The following is a 19,343-nucleotide window of genomic DNA, read 5'->3' on the forward strand; positions in this document are numbered from 1 at the left end:
GCCTCGAGTTTCAGCGGTCCTGCTGCAGCGTCGCCCACAATCCGGCGGCGTGCAGCTTGGACACATCGACTTCCATGGATTCCCGGCTGCCGGCGGAGACGACGGCCTTTCCTTCGTTGTGTACCTGCAGCATCAGCTTGGTGGCGTGCGGTTCGCTGTAGCCGAACAACTTCTGGAACACGTACGTCACGTAGGTCATCAGATTGACCGGGTCATCCCAGACGATCGTGACCCACGGGCTCGCCGTGGCCTCTACCGGAGCGGACTCTCGTTGTCCTGTAGTGCCCGGCTTAGTGGGCGCTGACATAACAACCATGGCGTACACGATACCGAGGGATGGACGAGGTTACCGAGTCTTGTCCGGCGGCCGATACCTTTACGGAATGGACGGCCCGGTCGTTAGTGGGATGCTGACCGACAGGTACGAGCTGACGATGTTGGCGGCGGCGCTGCGCGACGGCAACGCCAATCGGCGGACCACCTTCGAGCTTTTCGCCCGCGGGCTTCCCGAAGGCCGACGGTACGGCGTGGTCGCCGGAACCGGCCGCCTGCTCGAAGCGTTGCCGCAGTTCACCTTCGATGACCAGGCCTGCCGGTCGCTGGGCCGGTTCCTGGACCCGGACACGCTGCGGTATCTCCGCGAATTCCGGTTCGGCGGTGACGTCGATGGCTACGCCGAAGGCGAGCTGTACTTCCCCGGATCGCCGGTGTTGTCGGTGAGCGGGACGTTCGCGGAATGCGTGGTGCTCGAGACCCTGGCCCTGTCGATTTTCAATCACGACACCGCGGTGGCGTCGGCCGCGGCGCGCATGGTGGGCGCGGCCCGGGGACGCCCGCTGATCGAGATGGGGTCGCGGCGAACCCACGAGCACGCCGCGGTCGCCGCGGCCCGCGCCGCTTACCTGGCCGGCTTCGCCGCGTCGTCCAATCTGGAGGCGCAGCGCCGCTACGGAATACCGACCGAGGGCACTTCCGCGCACGCGTTCACCATGCTGCACGCGCGCGCGGACTCCCCCACGAAATCGACCGAGCTGGCGGCGTTTCGGGCACAGGTCGACGCGCTCGGCGTCGACACCACCCTGCTGGTGGACACGTACGACGTGACGACCGGCGTGGCCAATGCGGTGGCCGCCGCCGGGGCCGGGCTCGGGGCGGTGCGCATCGACTCCGGCGAGCTGGGCGTGCTGGCGCGCCAGGTGCGGGACCAGCTCGACGGGCTGGGCGCCACCGGCACGCGCATCGTGGTCTCCGGTGACCTCGACGAGTTCTCCATCGCGGCCCTGGCCGCCGAACCGGTCGACAGTTACGGCGTGGGCACGTCGCTGGTGACGGGCTCGGGCGCCCCGACGGCCAACATGGTGTACAAGCTCGTTGAGGTGGACGGCTTGCCGGTGCAAAAGCGCAGCAGCCACAAGGAATCCCACGGCGGCCGCAAGGAGGCGCTGCGCCTGTCGCGCGACTCCGGCATCATCACCGAGGAGGTGGTGTATCCCGCCGGCCGTCGGCCCGCCGTCTCCGGTCCGGCCCGGGTGTTGACCGTCCCGCTGGTGCGTGGCGGCGAGCTGGTGTCCAAACCGAACCTCGCCGCGGCGCGCGAGCTGGTAACTTCCGGGCTGCGCAGTCTGCCGTGGGAGGGATTGAACTTGTCCCACGGCGATCCCGCGGTCACGACGACGCAGATTCCCGCCGGCAGGCGCTAGCACCGCGGCAAAGACGCCGCGGCGCGAGCGCCGCCTCCAACAGCGAAGAGGGTAGCCACGTCCGACGTTTCCGTGTCTGAGCTGCTCGCCACCGCGGTCGCCGCGCTCGGCGGTAGTGAACGCGGCGGCCAGCAAGAGATGGCCGCCGCGGTGGCTCGGGCCTTCGCCACCGGGGAGCACCTGGTGGTGCAGGCCGGCACCGGTACCGGCAAGTCGCTCGCCTATCTGGTGCCCGCGATCGTGCACGCACTCGACGACGACTCCCCCGTCGTCGTGTCCACGGCCACGATCGCGCTGCAGCGCCAGCTCGTCGACCGCGATCTGCCCCGGCTGATCGATTCGCTGGCCGACGCGCTGCCGCGGCATCCGCAGTTCGCTTTGCTCAAAGGCCGGCGAAACTATCTGTGCCTGAACAAGCTTCACAACGGCGGGGCGGCCGACGGTGACGAAGACGACCGGCCGCAGGAGGAGCTCTTCAACCCGATGGCGGTCAGCGCGCTGGGCCGCGACGTGCAACGGCTCACCCAATGGGCGTCGAGCACCGACACCGGCGACCGCGACGATCTCAAGCCCGGCGTCCCGGACCGATCCTGGTCGCAGGTCAGCGTTTCCGCGCGGGAGTGCCTGGGCGTGGCGCGCTGCCCGTTCGGCACCGAGTGCTTCTCCGAACGGGCCAGGGGCCGCGCCGGCCGCGCCGACGTGGTGGTCACCAACCACGCGCTGCTGGCCATCGACGCGGTGGCCGATTCGGCGGTGCTGCCCGAACACGCGCTGCTGGTCGTCGACGAAGCACACGAGCTGGTGGATCGGCTGACGTCGGTGGCCACCGCGGAGCTGACGTCGACCGCCCTCGGGGTGGCAGCCCGGCGGGTCGGCCGCCTGGTGGACCCGGAGCTGGTCCAGCGCCTCGAGGCGACGACGGCGAACTTCGCGGCGCTCATCCACGACGGCGCGCCGGGCCGTGTCGATCGCCTGGACGAGGAGCTGGCGACGTACCTGACGGCGCTGCGCGACACGGCGACGGCGGCGCGCTCGGCAATCGACACCACGAACGACCCCAAGGCGGCCTCGGCGCGCGCCGAAGCAGTTGCGGCGCTGAGCGAGATATCGGACACCGCCTCGCGCGTGCTGGACTCGTTCGGCCCGGCCGTTCCCGACCGCACCGACGTGGTGTGGCTGGAGCACGAGGAGGTGAGGGGTTCATCGCGACCGGTGTTGCGGGTGGCTCCGCTGTCGGTCGCGGGGCTGTTGCGGTCCCGGGTGTTCTCGCGTTCGACGGTGGTGCTGACGTCGGCGACGCTGACCATCGGCGGCTCGTTCGACGCCATGGCCGAGGCGTGGGGGCTGACGGCCGACGATGACGCCGATACGCGGTGGCGCGGCCTGGATGTGGGCTCGCCGTTTCAGCACGCCAAGGCCGGGATCCTGTACGTGGCCGCGCACCTGCCCCCACCGGGACGCGACGGCACCGGCTCGGCCGAGCAGCTGAGCGAGATCGCCGAGCTCATCACCGCCGCCGACGGGCGCACGCTGGGGTTGTTCTCGTCGATGCGGGCGGCCCGGGCGGCGGCCGAGGCCATGCGCGAACGGCTGTCGACGCCGGTGCTGTGCCAGGGCGACGACAGCACATCGGCGCTCGTCGAGCATTTCAGCGCCGACCCCCAGACGTCGCTGTTCGGCACGCTGTCACTGTGGCAGGGCGTCGACGTGCCCGGGCCGTCGCTGTCGCTGGTGCTGATCGACCGCATCCCGTTTCCCCGGCCCGACGACCCCTTGCTGGGCGCGCGGCAGCGCGCGGTCGCCGCGCGCGGCGGCAATGGCTTCATGGCCGTCGCGGCCAACCACGCGGCGCTGCTGCTGGCGCAGGGGTCGGGGCGACTGTTGCGCCGCATCACCGACCGCGGGGTGGTCGCGGTGCTGGACTCACGGATGGTCACCGCCGGCTACGGCGGCTACCTGCGCGCCTCGCTGCCGCCGTTCTGGCAGACCACCAACGGGGAGCAGGTGCGTCAGGCGCTGCGGCGATTGCGCACCGCGCCGGCATCGGAAGAGGGCCTGACGGCCTGAGCCCTATTCCCAGCAGACCTCGTAGACGCGCTGGGGATCTTCTATCCCCTTGAGCTGCTCCTCGCGCGTTTCGCCAAACACGAACTCGTGACTGCCGGCAACCAGCCCACGCAGTACCGCAGAGACGAGGATCCCGTTGCCATTGGCCTTCGCCCCGATGCGCGCCGCGAGGATCACGGTGTGCCCGAAGAAGTCGTCCTGCTCGCGAATCACCTCTCCGGCGTGCAGTCCGATTCGGACGCGCAGCACCTGACCACCGGACTCATCGCGATAGGCCGCCAAGTCGCGTTGGATTCCGATCGCGCAGCGCAGCGCGTTGCGGGCGCTGGCGAAGGCGACCATGAACCCGTCGCCCTGCGATTTGACCTCGAAGCCGCTGTGGGCTGCCAGCTGACGACGGATGACCGTGTTGTGGCGGTGCAAGAGCTTCAGCCAGCGCTCATCACCATGCTGCTCGGCAAGTACCGTCGAGCCCTCAATGTCCGAAAACATGATCGTGACCGTTCCGTCCGGAGCGGCCACCTTGCTGAGGTCGGGCCGGTCCGCCTCTACGGACTCTGCAACGTCTTCCATCACCGACCACCCGAGCTGCTGCTCCCGGCGCTCCTCGTGCCCTCGGCGCAGCTGCACGAGTCGTTCAACCTCGACGCGCATGCCGTTACGCTGCGCGAAGTCAAGTCCCCGATCGATCAGGGCCATCGCCTTGTCCCAATCCGCCGGCTCAGATCTGCTGAACAGCATGCGTGCGTACTCGTAGCAGACCCGCGGCGTCACATAGTCACTGCCGATTTCCGCATTGCGGGCGAGGGTCAGGTCGAAGTGATGCACGGCGTCCTGTTGACGGTTCGCTGCCGCGGCGGCGAAGGCGAGGAACGTGTGGTTGGAGCCGAGGCACCCGGCTCCGGCCAGAAACAGAGTGCAGCGATCTGCGTAGGGCACGAGCAGCTCGTAGAGTGCGCTTGCGGCCTCTGGATCACCGATCGGAATCGACGCCATCGAGAGCACGCAGACCGAAGTCAACCAGTCGCTGGTACGGCGGAGCGCCTGGAAGCCCTCGGCCGCCAGCTCGGCGAACCTTGCTCGCGCCTCATCGAGCTGATCGATCTCGGTCAGCAGCCACACGTACGAGGCCGGCCACGCCTGGCCGTAGCGCGCAGCGGCTTCGCGGGCGGCGTCGCGCAGCTGGTCCAGGGTGCCATCCGCGAGTCGGGTCAGAAACGAGTGGGCGCCAAATACCACTGCCGCGACCTCCGGCTCGGCGCGCTGGCCGATCGACAGCGCCGTTTGGGCAAGACGCTCCGACTCCTTGTAGCGGCCCTGCATCAGCGCTCGCATCGTGCGGAACACCGCCGTCTGCCACAGGTAGCGCGGCTGGTGCAGTTCGTTGGCCAACCGGTCGCACGCCGCGATCTCTTGATCTACCGCCCGGAAATCGCCGAGCTGGGCAAGCGCGATCAGCCGCAGTTGGTGGCCCTCGAACTCCATGTCCCGGTCACCGACGATCCGGGCGAGCCGCGCCATCTCTTCGCCGGACGCAATGGCTTCGTCCGTCCGGTCGGGGCCCAAGGTCGACCACTGCCGGCTATGCATGGCGAGCAGCAAGATCTTCGTGTCGCCGACGCGTTCGGCCATCTCGGTGGCCTGCGCGCTGGCTCGGTCGGCTTCCGCCAGCGCACCCTTCCGGCGCAGCTCCAGGGCCAGCCGAGCAAGGACGGTCACTCGCAGGGCGCTGTCGCGCGCCGGCAGCACCTCGAGCGACTCGTTCAACATCGCCACCAGCTGTTCATCGGCACGATCGGTGATCGAGAAGCCGCCCGGACCTCCACCGTATCCAAGTGCGGCACGGGTGTAGTGGTCGTTCAGCGCCAGCTCACGCGCGATCGTCGCCGCCTCGCCGAATGTCTCGCGGGCGCCTTCGGCTTCCCCGGCCCGCCACCTGGCATCCCCGAGGGCCAGCAGCAGATCGCATCGGCGCTGCGGCACCACCTCCGAGATCGCGTCGAAGAGCCGCAGCGCCGTCGCATAAAGGCTGACCGCGTCCTCGTAGGCATACGTCGCAGCCGCGCGTTCCCCCGCCCACCAGGCATAGTCGGCGGCCTTCGCGGCGTCACCGTAGGGCGCCGCCTTCGCGAAGTGGAATGCGATCGCGGACAGATGGGACTCGATCCGGTCCTCGTAGAGCTCCTCGATTGCCTCGCCGGCGGCGATATGCAGCTGGGAGCGCCGCGGCGCGGGCAGGTCGTCATACAGCGCGTCGCGGGTCGCGCCGTGCGCGAAGCCGTACCGGCCCGGCTCGCCGGTGGCCTGCCGAACGATTGCTCCGTTCAGAGCCGGCTGCATCCGCGCCAACACGGCGTCTGCCTCCAGCCCGCTGACGTGCGTCAGGATCGGCAGATCGAACTCACGGCCGATCACCGCCGCCGTCGACAACAGCTCGAGTGTTTCAGCCGGCAGCTTCTCCAACCGACGGGAGACCACTTCGTGGACACCCCGAGGGATGCCGAGCTCCTCGCCGTCCCGGATGTTTGTAAACCACCGGCCGTCGCGCCAGTCGAGCACTTCGGAGTCGATCAGATGGCGGACGATTTCTTCGGTGAAGTACGGATTGCCCTCCGACTCGCGGCAAACCGCGTCTGCAAGTGCGAGTTCACTTCGTCGCTCCAGCGGTTGTTGCAGCACCGCTTCGAGCATCGCCTTGACATGTTGATCGGAGAGCCCTCGAAGCTTGATGCGTGCGTATCCGCGCTCCTTGCTGAGCCCGGTGAGCACCTCGTTGAAGTAGTGGTCGTCGGAAAGTTCGTCGTCGCGGTAAGTGCCCAGCACGAACACCCGCGAGTGAGCCAGCTCGCGCAGGACGAACGCCAACAGCATCAGCGAGGGGTGGTCGGCCTGTTGCAGGTCTTCGAGGAAGATCGCGAGGGGCTGGCGGTCGGAGGCCCCGATCAGGAATCGCGACACCGAGTCGAACAGCCGAAAGCGCGCCTGCTCAGCGTCCAGCGGTGGCGATTCAGGGATCTCCGGCATCCGCTCGCGGATCTCGGAGACGATCTGAGCGATCTCGAACGCGCCCGACCCCAGAGCAGAAGCCACCGTCTCGGTGTCGTGGCCGCGTGCGTAGTCCCGGATCACCTGCACCCACGGCCAATAGGCGGGAGCACCCGCACCCGCATAGCTGCGACCCCACAGAACCTGCGCGCCCCGAAGGGCGGCGTACGCCGCGGCCTCCGACGCAAGCCGTGTCTTGCCGATTCCCGACTCTCCACTTATCAGGACGGTACGGCCGCGGCGGCCCACGGCGTCATCGATCGCGGCACGAAGCTCACGGGTCTCCCGCTCTCGCCCAAGGAAAGTGCTGTCGCTGATCCGATCGAGCGCCGCCAGGTCCTGAGTCGCGCCATCGCCGCCCGCGACCGCACCGGCTAGCGCCCTCAGCGCATCGCGAACCTCGCCTGCTCGCTGCGGACGCGCGTCTGGCGACTTCGCGAGCATCTTGAGCAGCAACTGGTCGAACGCTGCCGGAACACCGGAGCGGTGCCCGCTCGGAGCGACCGGAGCAGTCGAAACATGCTGGGAGACAACCGCAGCCGTTGACTCACCAGCGAATGGTGCTGTCCCGCATAACAATTCGTACAGCAAAGCACCAAGCGAGTAGATGTCGGAACGGGCGTCGGCACCACGGCCAAGGGCCTGCTCGGGGGCCATATAGGCGACGGTCCCGATCACCGTCCCCACTGCCGTCAAGCGCGTGGCGCCTTCCGCGACCGCAAGCCCGAAATCTCCGATCTTGGCGGTGCCGTCGGGCGCCAGCCACACATTCTGGGGCTTGACGTCACGATGCACTACACCGTGCGCGTGCGCGTGCGCGAGCCCACTGGCGACATCCCCGCCGATCCGGACCACCTCTTCGACAGCGAGCCGGTGATCCGCCGCGTCTGAAAGCAGACCATAGAGGTCACCGCCGGACATGTACTGGCTGATCAGGTATAGCTGTCCCTCCTGCTCTCCGAAGTCGTACACGTTGACGATGTTGGGGTGCTCGCCAAGCTTCGCCATCGCCTCGGCTTCGCGGTGCGCGCGGCGCATGGAGTTCTCGTCCGACCCGCCGCCCTTGAACAATGCCGCGGCCACCTCGCGCTGCAGGCGGGTGTCGGTGGCCAGGTACACGCGCTTGCCGGCACCCTCGCCGAGCAGGCGACCGAGCGTGTAACGCCCGTCCGCAAGTTTCCGGGGGACCGGTGGGCCCGCGGGCGGCGCCGGCGCCGACCGCGCGCTCAGCTCGGTGCCGCATTCGTCGCAGAAGCGCTGCGAGCCCGGCTGACGCGCGCCGCAGCCGGGGCATGCGACCTCGGCCACGATCGGGGCGCCACAGCTGCTGCAAAATTTGGCCCGAGGCCGGTTCCGCGCCCCGCACTTGCTGCACTCGACACTCGCGGGCGCACTCATTGATCGGTCACCTCAACGCCGCCCCGGGAAGTCCACCTACCAGCAGCGTCCCTGGGCCGACATGTGTTGCGACCACCGGTCCGACCTCGGAGACGAATTCCGGCTGGGTGCCGAACTCAGTTCCCAACCGGTCCACCAGCGTATGCGCATCGTCAGGAGCGTGGACATGCTGGACGAACCACCGGTCGGCGCCCGCCGCGCGGCGCTGGCGCAGCAGCTCGACCAGCCGCTCGACGCCGCGCCGGTGGGTGCGCACGCGCTCGACGGCCTTGAGCTCCGATCCGATCGCCAGAATTGGTTTGAGGTCAAGCGCCGATCCGACCCATGCGGTTACGGTGCCCACCCTGTTGCTTCGGCGGAGGTACTCGAGCGTATCCACCAGAGCCCAGCCCTTGACTTCCTGACGTGCTTGGCGCACCCGCTCGATAACGCCCTCCGGATCGGCTCCGGCGGCCGCGGCACGCGCTGCCACCAGCGTCTGGAGCCCAAGGTGGCCGCCGAAGCCGGCCGAGTCGATCACTGCCACGCGCCCGCCGCGGTCGTCCTCTAGCTTTGCGGCCGCCTGCCGAGCCATCGAGCAGGTCTCGGAAACACCAGAGGAGATGAGCACCGAGACGACGGCGTCATGCTGCTGCAGCATCCGCTCAAAGGCCGCGACGAAATCGTCGACAGTGGGCGCCGACGTCGTCGCGATGTTCTTCGACTCTTCCAACTCCGCATAGAACCGTCCGAAATCGCCGTCGAACTCCGACTCACGCAGGGGCCCGCCACCTACGTCGTAATACTGCGACACCACCGTGATGCCAAGGCTGTCGACGAGCGCACGCGGCAAGTAGCCGGTGCTGTCGGTGACCACCGCGACATCAGCCATACGCACCAGCCAACGCCGCGCCGGGAAGACCACCGACCGTCACCATCCGCGGACCGGTATGAGTTGCGAGTACCGGCCCGACCTCGGTAATGAACTCCGGCTCGGTGTCGAACAGCCCGCGAAGGCGCTCTGCCAGTCGCTGCGCGTCGTCGTGCGCGTGAGCGTGCTGGACGAACCATCGATCGGCGCCCACCGCGCGACGCTGCCTCATCAGCTCAACCAACCGCTCGACCCCGCGCTTGAACGTGCGCACGCGTTCGACGGCCTTCATCTCCGATTCGATCACCAAGATCGGCTTGAGGTCGAGCGCCGATCCAATCCAGGCGGCCGCGGTGCCGACTCGCCCGCCGCGCCTCAGATACTCGAGCGTGTCGACAAGGACCCATTGCCTGACTTCCTGGCGCGCCCGGCGCGCCTGCTCGGTCACGCCCACGAGGTCGGCTCCTGCCGCCGCGGCACGCGCCGCCGCCAGCGCCTGACAACCCAGGTGGCCGGCCACGCCGGCCGAATCAATGACCACTATCCGCTCGCCGTCCACGCGCGCCGCCGCCTCGCGAGCGAACTCGCACGTCGGAGAGAGGTTTGAGCCAAGCATGACGGCGACCACGGCGCTGTGTTGCTGCAGCAGGCGTTCATAGGCCGCGATGAAATCTTCGACCTTGGGCGGCCCGGTCGTCGCGACGGTCTTCGACGCGTCGAGTTGGGCGAAGAACCGTGCCCAATCACCGTCGAAGTCCGCCTCGCGCTCCCCTCGGCCGGGCAGCTCATGACCGCCGGTGGGCGACGCGGCGCCAGTGATGTCGTAGTACAGGGACACCACCGTGATGTCGAGCCTCTCGACAAGCGTCCGCGGCAACGCGCAGGTGCTGTCGGTAACCACGGCGACCTTAGCCATATGCACCCTCCAACGCGGCGCCGGGAAGACCTCCGGCGGACAACATGCCTGGACCGAGGTGCGTTGCGAGCACGGGGCCGAGCTCGGAGACGAACTCGGGCGGTGCATCAAACACAGCGCCCAGACGATCGACGAGCATCTGCGCGTCCTCGTGCGCATAAGTGTGTTGGACGAACCATCGATCCGCGCCCACCGCTCGGCGCTGGCGCATCAGCTCGATCAACCGCTCGATGGCGCGCTTGCGTGTCCGCACGCGTTCGACGGCCTTGAGCTCCGACTCGACCATCAAGATCGGCTTGAGGTCGAGCGCCGAGCCGATCCATGCGGCCGCGGTGCCGATCCGGCCGCCGCGCTTCAAATACTCAAGCGTGTCGAGAACAAACCACTGCCTGACCTCCTTGCGTGCCTTGAGGGTCCGCTCGATCACGCCCTCCAGGTCGGCTCCCCGAGCCGCCGCATGCCCCGCCGCCAAGGCCTGCATACCCAGGTGACCGGCCCCGCCGGCCGAGTCGATCACCACCACACGCCCGCTGCCACGGCCCTTAGACTCGACTTGTTCGGCTGCTTCCCGAGCCAGCGCGCAGGTCGGGGAAAGGCTTGTGGCGAGCATGATGGCGACCACGGCGCTGTGCTGCTGCAGCAGCCGTTCATAGGTCCCGACGAAATCCTCGATGGTCGGCGGCGACGTCGTCGCCACCGTCTTCGACGCATCCAGATCTGCAAAAAAGCGCCCGAGATCACCGTCAAAGTCCGACTCGCGCTCCCCGCGGCCAGGTATCTCGTGGCCACCGGTGGGCGAGGCGGCACCGTAAACGTCGTAGTACAGCGACACCACCGCGATGCCGGCACTGTCGGCCAGCGCGGGCGGCAGGCAGGCGGTGCTGTCGGTAACCACCGCCACATCAGCCATGCGCGCCCCCGCCCTGCACTACCTCCATGATCCGCGGCAAGGCCTCACGAGTTGCGATTCGCCCTGCCTCCCGGGCGCGGTCGATCTGGTGCCATTCGAGGAACCCAATGCTGCTGGTGTCGGGATGGATCGCCAGATCAGCCTGCTCCAGCACCACAGACGATGCCATCGCGCTACCGATCGTCATTGTGCGCATGAGCGTGTCGACGACGTTAGGTACCCGCGGCGAGCGCGCCAGCGTCCGGTCGGAGGCGGGGGTGGCCTGCTGGCCGGTGCCAATGCTCACCGCGATCAGCGGACCCTCGTGGCGCGCCAGTGTCGCTACCGGCAGGTTGTCGAGCACACCGCCATCGACGTGTAGCGCACCGTTGTAGACGACCGGTGCATACAAACCGGGCACCCGCAAGGAGCAGCCGACAACGTCAGCGAGGGGCCCTCGTCGATGCACGATGGCCCGGCGCGCCAGTAAGTCGACGCTGACACAACGGAATTCCTTTGGGAGTTCCTCGACCAGCTGGCCCCCAAAGACGCTCTCGAGAGCGCCCAGAGTGCGGCGCCCCCGGATAAGCCCCTTGCTCGGCAGGGTGTAGTCGCTTGTTGGATTGCTGCGGATGAAGTACTCGTAGATATTCGCGTCTACCCCCGCGGCATCCTTACCGGTCGCAGCGAGTGCCGCGATGATCGCGCCCATACTCGTTCCGGCATAACGGTCGACCGCCACGCCCGCGGCCTCCAGCTCGTCCAGTACACCAAGATGCGCAAAAGCTCGCGCGGCCCCACCGCTGAGGACCAATCCGACCGAGCGGCCCGCGATGCGCGCGGCGAGCGGGCGCAGGTCGGCCGCCGCGTGTTCGGCCCGGACTGTATGCACCGATCGCGGCGTGATTAATTCGTCCCACAGGTGCCGGTGTTCGCGGCTGGCAGGCGATCCGGCGAGGACTAGGTCGGCTCCCGCTGCTCGTGCCGGCATCGACGCCACCGGTGGTGCTGGATTCGCGGCCACCAGGACAACACGATCGGCCGACCGCAGGCAGAAATCGTGCCAGTCCTCGTCATTGGCCGCCGCGTGCAGCACCACCTTGTCCGCCACCCGCTCGGCGCGTTCCAAACCATCCCGATCCACACGGCCCGGGGCCACCACCTGGAGCCGACCCGACAGAGCGGCGACCAGTTCGGTGGCCACCATTGACACGGGCGCGTCGGCGTCGACACCGATGATCGCGACGACCGCCTCGGGTGTCGCCGCCCGCGGCACCGCGGGCGGCGGGGCCTGGTGCAGGCGTGTCGCCAGCACCTGGACCAGTGCTCCCAGGACACCCAAATCGGCAATCCTCTCGAATTGCTCCTTGGTGAGTCGTATCAGCGTCGAGTCGCGCACCGCACGAACGGATGCGGAACGGGACGCGGCGATCAGCAATCCGAGTTCGCCGACGACTTCGCCGCGGCCCAATTCCGTTACGACGACATCGTTTTGGAGCACCTGCAGGCGGCCGTTACGCACCACATACAGGGAATCGGACGCCTCACCGGCGCGAAACAGGAACGAGCCCGCCTCCAGATTGATTTGCTCGGCGTGTTCGCGCAGCTCTGCCAGGGTGATCGGGTCCAATCCGGCAAACAGCGGCAGGGCGGAGAGGGGGTCAACCTCGCCGTCTGTGGTCGGGCGGGCGGGTAGGGACACTGGCCCCGCTGCCGACGGCGATCCCGATGGATCGATTTGCAATGCGGGCCCGGACTCTTCCGCGCCTGCGATGACGTGGCGGGTGCGGCCAAGCAAAACGCCGCTGACAGCGACCAACGCAAAGCAAACCGCTGCCAGGACCCAACCGCGCCGCAACGTCGCTTCGGTGGCGCCGTGAGCAGGCGTTCCGACCACAATCACCAACAACGCGATGCCTATGACGGCGCCGAGTTGGCGCGTGCTGCTGACCACCGCCGAGGCAGTGGCGTAGCTGCCGCCTGCTGCCAACCCAGCCAGAGCGGCACTGCCAAGCATTGGCAGCGTGGCCCCGACACCGATGCCCTGCAGCAGTTGACCAGGCAACCACTGTCCGAGGAAGTCGGGTTTGGACCCGACGCGTTCGATGTACCACAGCAGACTTCCTGTCCAAATGACCGCACCGGCGACGATGATGAGGCGATAACCATGCCGGTCGGCGACGCGACCGAGTACCGCGGCGACGACAGCCGCGACAAACGCGGCGGGTGCCACCGCCAGGCCCGCACGCAACAAGTTGTAACCCCACACGTAGTTAAGGAACAACACATGGGTCAGGAGGTAGGCATAGAACCCGGCGCTGGCGATCAGCGTCAGGGCGTTGCCGGCCGTGAACGACCGAATGCGCAGAAACGCGGGCTCTATCAACGGTGTTGGATGACTTCGCGAACTCATCACGAAGCCGAGCATCGAGACCACTGCGGCCAGGAACGACCCGAGGGTCATCAGGCTGACCCAGCCCCAGTCGGGACCCTTGACCAAGCCGAGAGTCAAGCACCCGAGCCCGCAGGCGAGGAACACCGCGCCCCGCAGGTCGGGCACGCGCCGCCGTCCTGACGCGCGGCTCTCGACCAGTCTCCGCCGGGCCACCGCCACAGCCACTACGCCGAGCGGCAGGTTGACCAAGAAGACCCAGCGCCAACTCGACGCCTCCACCAGAGCCCCACCGATTGGCGGCCCGAGACCGGACGCAATGGCGGCTGCCGCGCCCCATAGGCCGACGCCGTGTGCGCGGCGCGCCTCGTCGAAACTCTCGACCACGAGCGCCAGGGAAGCGGGCACCAGGACCGCCGCTCCTACGCCTTGCAGCACCCGAAATGCGACGAGCTGGCCGACGGTGTCGGCGGCGGCGCACAACGCGGACGCGACCGTGAAAAGCACCACGCCGTAGATGAACATCCGCTTGCGCCCGAGCAGGTCGGCAATCCTGCCGCCGGCCACCAGAAAGGCGGCAAAGGCGATGTTGTAGGCGTTGAGCACCCACGACAGGCTGCTGATGTCGGTGCTGTGGAAATACCGCTGGATGGCGGGAAAGGCAATGTTGACGACTGTTGAATCGAGGAACGCGAGGAAGGCGCCGAACGCCGCGACCAAGAGCACCGCCGTCGGTGAGGGTTGCCGGCGTCGAGTGAGCGGAATCGCGGGCCGTCTCACGCCGAGTCGCCGTCGTCCACCAAGCGCTTTCGTCACCGAATCGAATCTGGCGACGGCGCGGGCATCCCCGTGCATCGCATGATCGCCGGCGTGCCTCCCGCGAGCCGCGGAACGAGCAGCAGTCTTGTTCACCATGACGCATCTCCGCTCAGTGAGGTTGTTGCGGCGACGTCGCAATTGTTGCCCAAAAATCACGGTGAAGCGGGGCTTTTTTATTAAAGAGAACTGGACAAATTACGAAACGGTTCTCTTGGGACTGGCGGTCGGGCTAGGTCAACCGAAACCTATTGGCTACCAGCTTAATTCACTCGATCCTGACCGGCCCGGCTAACGCGCCAGCGTGACCAGGCCAAGCTCGTTGGCGGCGGCCAGCAGCGGGTCGTGGGGCAGCACTCGCACGGTGTACCCGACCGCTCCCGCCAGAGGCAGCGGCGTCGTCGTCGAGAAGACCTGGTTGCCGCCCTCGGCCGTGCCGGCGTAGGACATCTCGACGGTGATCGGCTCCAGCAGCGCGTCGCTGGCGTCGACCCGGCCCACCAACGCCTCGACGGTGACCTCGTCGGGCGCCAGCCCGGCCAGCTGGACGGTGGCGGTCAGGGTCAGCTTGGAGCCGAGCACCGGGCTGTCCGGCAGGCCGGTGCTATCGACGTCGGTGATGACGATCTTGGGCCAGGCCTCCTCGGCCCGCCGGCGATAGGCGGCCAGCTCGCGGGCCGCGCCGAACTCGCCGCCGCCCGCTGCGTCTTCGGCGCCGTCGGCGGGTGCGATCGTCTTGCGCAGCGACTGCGCCGCGGGCGTGTAGTACTGCTCGACATAGTCGCGCACCATGCGGGACGCCAATACTTTCGGACCGAGCGTCTGCACGGTGTGGCGCACCATTTCGATCCAGCGCGGCGGCACGCCGTTTTCGTCCCGTTCGTAGAACTTCGGCGCCACGGCTTCTTCGAGCAGCGTGTAGAGCCCGCTGGACTCCAGGTCGTCGCGCCGGTCTTCGTCGGCCACGCCGTCGGCCGACGGTATCTCCCAACCGTTTTCGCCGTCATACCATTCGTCCCACCAGCCATCGCGGATGGACAGGTTCAGCCCGCCGTTGAGTGCACTCTTCATTCCCGAAGTGCCGCAAGCCTCCAACGGCCGCAGCGGGTTGTTGAGCCAGACGTCGCAGCCCCAGTACAGCAGCCGGGCCATGGACATGTCGTAGTCGGGCAGAAACGCGATGCGGTGGCGCACCTCGGGCCGGTCGGCGAAGCGCACCACCTGCTGAATCAGCGCCTTGCCGCCGTCGTCGGCGGGGTGCGACTTCCCCGCGACGATCAGCTGGACGGGCCGTTCTTGGTCCAGCAGTAACTGTTCCAGCCGGCGCGGATCGCGCAGCATCAGCGTCAGCCGCTTGTACGTCGGCACCCGCCGGGCAAATCCAATGGTGAGCACCTCGGGATCGAATGCGGTTGCTATCCAACCCAATTCGGCGTCCGAGGCACCGCGTTCCAGCCATGAGCGGCGCAGCCGCCGCCGGACGTCGTCGACCAGCAGCGACCTCAGCTGCGAACGGATCCACCACAGATGACCCGGGTCAACCTGCTTGAGGCGCAACCAAACTCCGGGATCGCTGAACGAATCCGACCCGGCCAGCTCCCGTCCCAGCTGCAGCCACTGCGGCGCCGCCCAGGTGCGCGCGTGAACGCCGTTGGTAATCGAGCCGATCGGCACCTCACTCGCGTCGAAGCCGGGCCACAGTTCGTTGAACATGGACCTGCTCACCCGGCCGTGTAGCGACGACACACCGTTGGCGCGCTGGGCCAGCCGCAGACCCATGTGGGCCATGTTGAACTTGGTGGGGTCGTCCTCGGCGCCGAGCGCCAGGATGCGAGCCGTCGGCACGCCCGGCAACAACGCGGGCGCGTTCGTCGCCTCGGACGGCGTGCCCGCCCCGTCGGCTCGCGCCGCGCCTTGATGGTCGTCGAAGTACAACCGCACCATCTCGATGGGGAACCGATCGATGCCGGCGGGCACCGGGGTATGGGTAGTGAACACCGTGCTGGAGCGCACCACCGTCAGCGCGGTGTCGAAGTCCAGTGCCGCACCGGTCACCAGTTCGCGGATGCGTTCGGCGCCGAGGAATCCCGCGTGGCCCTCGTTCATGTGGAACACCTCGGGCGCGGGCAGCCCGTGAATGTCGGTGAAGGCCCGGATCGCCCGCACCCCGCCGATGCCCGCCAGGATCTCCTGCCGCATCCGATGTTCCTGGTCACCCCCGTACAGACGGTCGGTGACGCCGCGCAGATCGTGCTCGTTCTCCGGGACATCGGAATCGAGCAACAGCAAGGGCACCCTGCCCACCTGGGCGACCCAGATCCGGGCGTGCAGCCGAGCCGATTCCGGCAGCATCAACTCCACCAGGGCGGGCTCGCCGGCCGCGTCGGTCAGCAGCCGCAGCGGCAGGCCCTGCGGGTCCAGCGACGGGTAGGTCTCGTTCTGCCAGCCGTCAGCGGTCAGCGACTGACGGAAGTAACCGGAGCGGTAGTACAGCCCCACCGCCACCAGCGGCACGCCCAGATCGGACGCGGACTTCAGGTGGTCGCCGGCGAGAATGCCCAGGCCGCCGGAGTAGTTGGGCAGCACCTCGGCGACGCCGAACTCCATCGAGAAGTAGGCGATCGCGGCCGGCATCTCGGCGCCGTGCTCCTGCTGTTGCTGATACCACAGCGGGCGACTCAGGTAATCGTTCAGATCGGCGGTCAGCGCGTCCAGCCGGCCGAGGAACGCCTCGTCGAGCGCCAGCTCGTCGAGCCGCGCCGGTTTGACCGCGCCCAGCAACGCCACCGGATCGCTGCCGCACCGCTCCCAGAGGTCCGGGTCGATGGTCGCGAAAAGCTCCTGGGTGGGCTTGTCCCAGGACCACCGCAGGTTCGTCGACAGCTGATCCAGCGCGGTCAGGCGCTCCGGGAGGTGAGCACGGACGGTAAACCGGCGGAGGGCTTTCACGCGTTAATACCTTACTGAGGTTCTCGCCCCGCGCACGGCGGGAAGGTTCGCTTTTCCGCGCCGGTGTGTGACCGAAGACTAGGGTGGGTATCGGGTAGTTGATCGGGGTCGCAACGATGCCTCCCCGCACAGAAAGTTTCCCCACGACAGGAAGTTTCCCGACGAGCGGCATTCCGCACGGACCACATCGAGTGGTGGCCGCACACAATCGGAACGGAGTGGTGGTGCCCGGTCGTGTCGAGATCGATGACGTCCAGCCGGTCGTTTCCTGCGGCGCGTATCCCGCGAAGGCCGTGGTCGGCGAGGTCGTGCCGGTCAGCGCCGCGGTATGGCGGGAAGGCCACGAGGCCGTCGCGGCGACCCTCGTCGTGCGCTACCTCGGTCCCGGCTATCCGCAGGTAACCGAGTCCCGCCGGGTGAAGGCGGTGCAGGCGCCGGCCCGGCCGGTGACCGAGCGCGACAGCACGGTCGACCAGCCACGGGTCAAACCGTTGCTGCTGCCGATGACGATGGGTCTGGAACCCTACGTCTTCCACGGTCAGTTCACCCCCGACCAGGTCGGGCTGTGGACGTTCCGGGTGGACGGGTGGGGCGACCCGATTCATTCCTGGCGGCACGGGGTGGTCGCCAAATTGGATGCCGGTCAGGGCGAAACCGAACTGTCCAACGATCTTCTGGTCGGTGCCGGGCTGTTCGAGCGTGCGGCGACGGGCGTGCCGCGCGCGCTGCGCGAACCGCTGCTGGCCGCCGCCACCGCCTTGCGTAGGCCCGGCGATCCGGTCACCCGGACCGCCCGGGCGCTCGGGCCGGAAATCGACCAGATCCTGGCGGACTACCCGTTGCGCGATCTGGTCACCCGTGGCGAGCAGAACGGCGTCTGGGTGGATCGCCCCCTGGCCCGATTCGGCTCCTGGTACGAGCTGTTTCCCCGCTCGACGGGCGGATGGGATGCCGACGGCAACCCCGTGCACGGCACTTTCGCCACGGCCGCCGCAGAGCTTCCGCGCATCGCGGCAATGGGATTCGACGTCGTCTACCTGCCGCCGATCCATCCCATCGGCAAGGTACATCGCAAGGGGCGCAACAACTCCCCGACCGCGGCGCCGGGAGATGTGGGATCTCCCTGGGCAATCGGCAGCGACGAAGGCGGGCACGACGCCGTGCACCCGCAACTGGGCACCATCGAAGACTTCGATGCCTTCGTTGCCGCGACGCGCGAGCTGGGCATGGAGGTGGCGCTGGACCTGGCGCTGCAATGCGCACCGGACCACCCCTGGGCGCGGGACCACCGCAACTGGTTCACCGAATTGCCGGACGGCACAATTGCTTACGCGGAGAACCCGCCGAAAAAATATCAGGACATCTTTCCGATCAATTTCGACAACGACCCGGCCGGCCTCTACGACGAGGTGCTACGCGTGGTTCGGCACTGGATTGACCACGGCGTCAAGTTCTTTCGCGTCGACAACCCGCATACCAAGCCGCCGGACTTCTGGGCCTGGCTGATCGCCACGGTCAAGTGCATCGATCCCGACGTGCTGTTCTTGTCCGAGGCGTTCACGCCGCCCGCGCGCCAGTACGGCCTGGCGAAGTTGGGGTTCACCCAGTCCTACAGCTACTTCACCTGGCGCACGGCCAAATGGGAGCTGACCGAGTTCGGCAACGACATCGCCAACCTCGCCGACTTCCGCAGGCCCAACCTGTTCGTCAACACCCCCGACATCCTGCACGCCATCTTGCAGCACAACGGCCCCGGGATGTTCGCCATCCGCGCGGTGCTGGCGGCGACCATGGGTCCGGCGTGGGGCGTGTATTCGGGCTACGAACTGTTCGAGCACCGGGCGGTGCGGGAGGGCAGCGAGGAGTACCTGGACTCCGAGAAGTACGAGCTGCGGCCCCGGGACTTCGCCGGCGCCCTCGCCGAGGGACGGTCACTCGAGCCATTCATCACGCAGCTCAACACAATTCGGCGGTTACACCCCGCACTCGAGCAGCTGCGCACGATCCACTTCCACAGTGTGGACAGCGATGCGCTGCTGGCCTACTCGAAGTTCGACCCGGTGACCGGTGACTGCGTGTTGGTGGTGGTGACGCTCAACGCGTTCGGCGCCGAGGAGGCGACGCTGTTTTTGGACATGGCCGCTTTGGGTATGGAACCTTACGAGCGGTTCTGGGTGCGCGACGAGATCACCGGCCAGGAATTCCAATGGGGGCAGACCAATTACGTGCGCATCGACCCCGGGCAGGCGGCAGCGCACATCATCAACATGCCGCTGATACCGCACGACGCACGGATGACCCTGCTACGCAGGCCATGAAAC

Annotated in this window: 10 protein-coding genes; 3 read left to right on the plus strand and 7 right to left on the minus strand. The window is 67.8% G+C overall.

Annotation, left to right across the window (positions count from 1 at the left end; genetic code table 11):
- Positions 1 to 10 precede the first annotated feature (10 nt).
- Positions 11 to 316 carry an ATP-dependent Clp protease adapter ClpS gene (gene clpS / locus OQ789_RS16365; protein WP_297601935.1) on the minus strand — a complete coding sequence of 102 codons (306 nt, stop codon included), beginning with the start codon at positions 314 to 316 and terminating at the stop codon, positions 11 to 13.
- 67 nt (positions 317 to 383) lie between these two features.
- Between clpS and OQ789_RS16370 the strand changes: the two genes are divergently transcribed.
- Both OQ789_RS16370 and OQ789_RS16375 read left to right on the plus strand, forming a co-directional pair.
- Positions 384 to 1,700: a nicotinate phosphoribosyltransferase gene (locus OQ789_RS16370; protein WP_324687051.1), complete on the plus strand. Its 1,317-nt coding sequence runs from the start codon at positions 384 to 386 to the stop codon at positions 1,698 to 1,700.
- Between the two features lie 72 nt (positions 1,701 to 1,772).
- Positions 1,773 to 3,767 carry an ATP-dependent DNA helicase gene (locus OQ789_RS16375; RefSeq protein ID WP_324687052.1) on the plus strand — a complete coding sequence of 665 codons (1,995 nt, stop codon included), beginning with the start codon at positions 1,773 to 1,775 and terminating at the stop codon, positions 3,765 to 3,767.
- Positions 3,768 to 3,770: 3 nt separating this feature from the next.
- Here OQ789_RS16375 and OQ789_RS16380 read toward each other — a convergent pair whose 3' ends face one another.
- The 6 genes from OQ789_RS16380 to glgP all read right to left on the minus strand — a co-directional run bounded on the left by OQ789_RS16380 (position 3,771) and on the right by glgP (position 17,022).
- A complete protein-coding gene (locus tag OQ789_RS16380) occupies positions 3,771 to 8,210 on the minus strand; it encodes a protein kinase domain-containing protein (RefSeq protein ID WP_324687053.1) in 4,440 nt (1,479 codons plus the stop codon).
- Between the two features lie 7 nt (positions 8,211 to 8,217).
- A complete protein-coding gene (locus OQ789_RS16385; RefSeq protein WP_324687054.1) occupies positions 8,218 to 9,081 on the minus strand; it encodes a DegV family protein in 864 nt (287 codons plus the stop codon).
- Complete coding sequence (locus OQ789_RS16390) at positions 9,074 to 9,976, minus strand: DegV family protein (protein ID WP_324687055.1); 903 nt, start codon at positions 9,974 to 9,976, stop codon at positions 9,074 to 9,076. The genes OQ789_RS16385 and OQ789_RS16390 overlap by 8 nt, the downstream gene beginning before the upstream one ends.
- Positions 9,969 to 10,886: a DegV family protein gene (locus OQ789_RS16395; protein WP_324687056.1), complete on the minus strand. Its 918-nt coding sequence runs from the start codon at positions 10,884 to 10,886 to the stop codon at positions 9,969 to 9,971. The genes OQ789_RS16390 and OQ789_RS16395 overlap by 8 nt, the downstream gene beginning before the upstream one ends.
- The gene (locus tag OQ789_RS16400) at positions 10,879 to 14,112 is read right to left on the minus strand and encodes an MFS transporter (RefSeq protein WP_420716131.1); all 3,234 of its coding nucleotides are present in this window, start codon (positions 14,110 to 14,112) and stop codon (positions 10,879 to 10,881) included. Before OQ789_RS16400 ends, OQ789_RS16395 begins: the two co-directional genes overlap by 8 nt.
- Positions 14,113 to 14,364: 252 nt before the next feature.
- On the minus strand, positions 14,365 to 17,022 hold the full coding sequence (gene glgP, locus OQ789_RS16405) for an alpha-glucan family phosphorylase (RefSeq protein ID WP_324687058.1): 2,658 nt from the start codon (positions 17,020 to 17,022) through the stop codon (positions 14,365 to 14,367).
- Between the two features lie 224 nt (positions 17,023 to 17,246).
- On the opposite strand from glgP, the gene OQ789_RS16410 reads away from it, so the two are divergent.
- The gene (locus OQ789_RS16410) at positions 17,247 to 19,340 is read left to right on the plus strand and encodes an alpha-1,4-glucan--maltose-1-phosphate maltosyltransferase (RefSeq protein WP_324687059.1); all 2,094 of its coding nucleotides are present in this window, start codon (positions 17,247 to 17,249) and stop codon (positions 19,338 to 19,340) included.
- Positions 19,341 to 19,343: the final 3 nt, after the last annotated feature.

Origin of the sequence: Mycobacterium sp. 94-17, from assembly GCF_035617725.1 — a bacterium.
Lineage (GTDB): Bacteria > Actinomycetota > Actinomycetes > Mycobacteriales > Mycobacteriaceae > Mycobacterium.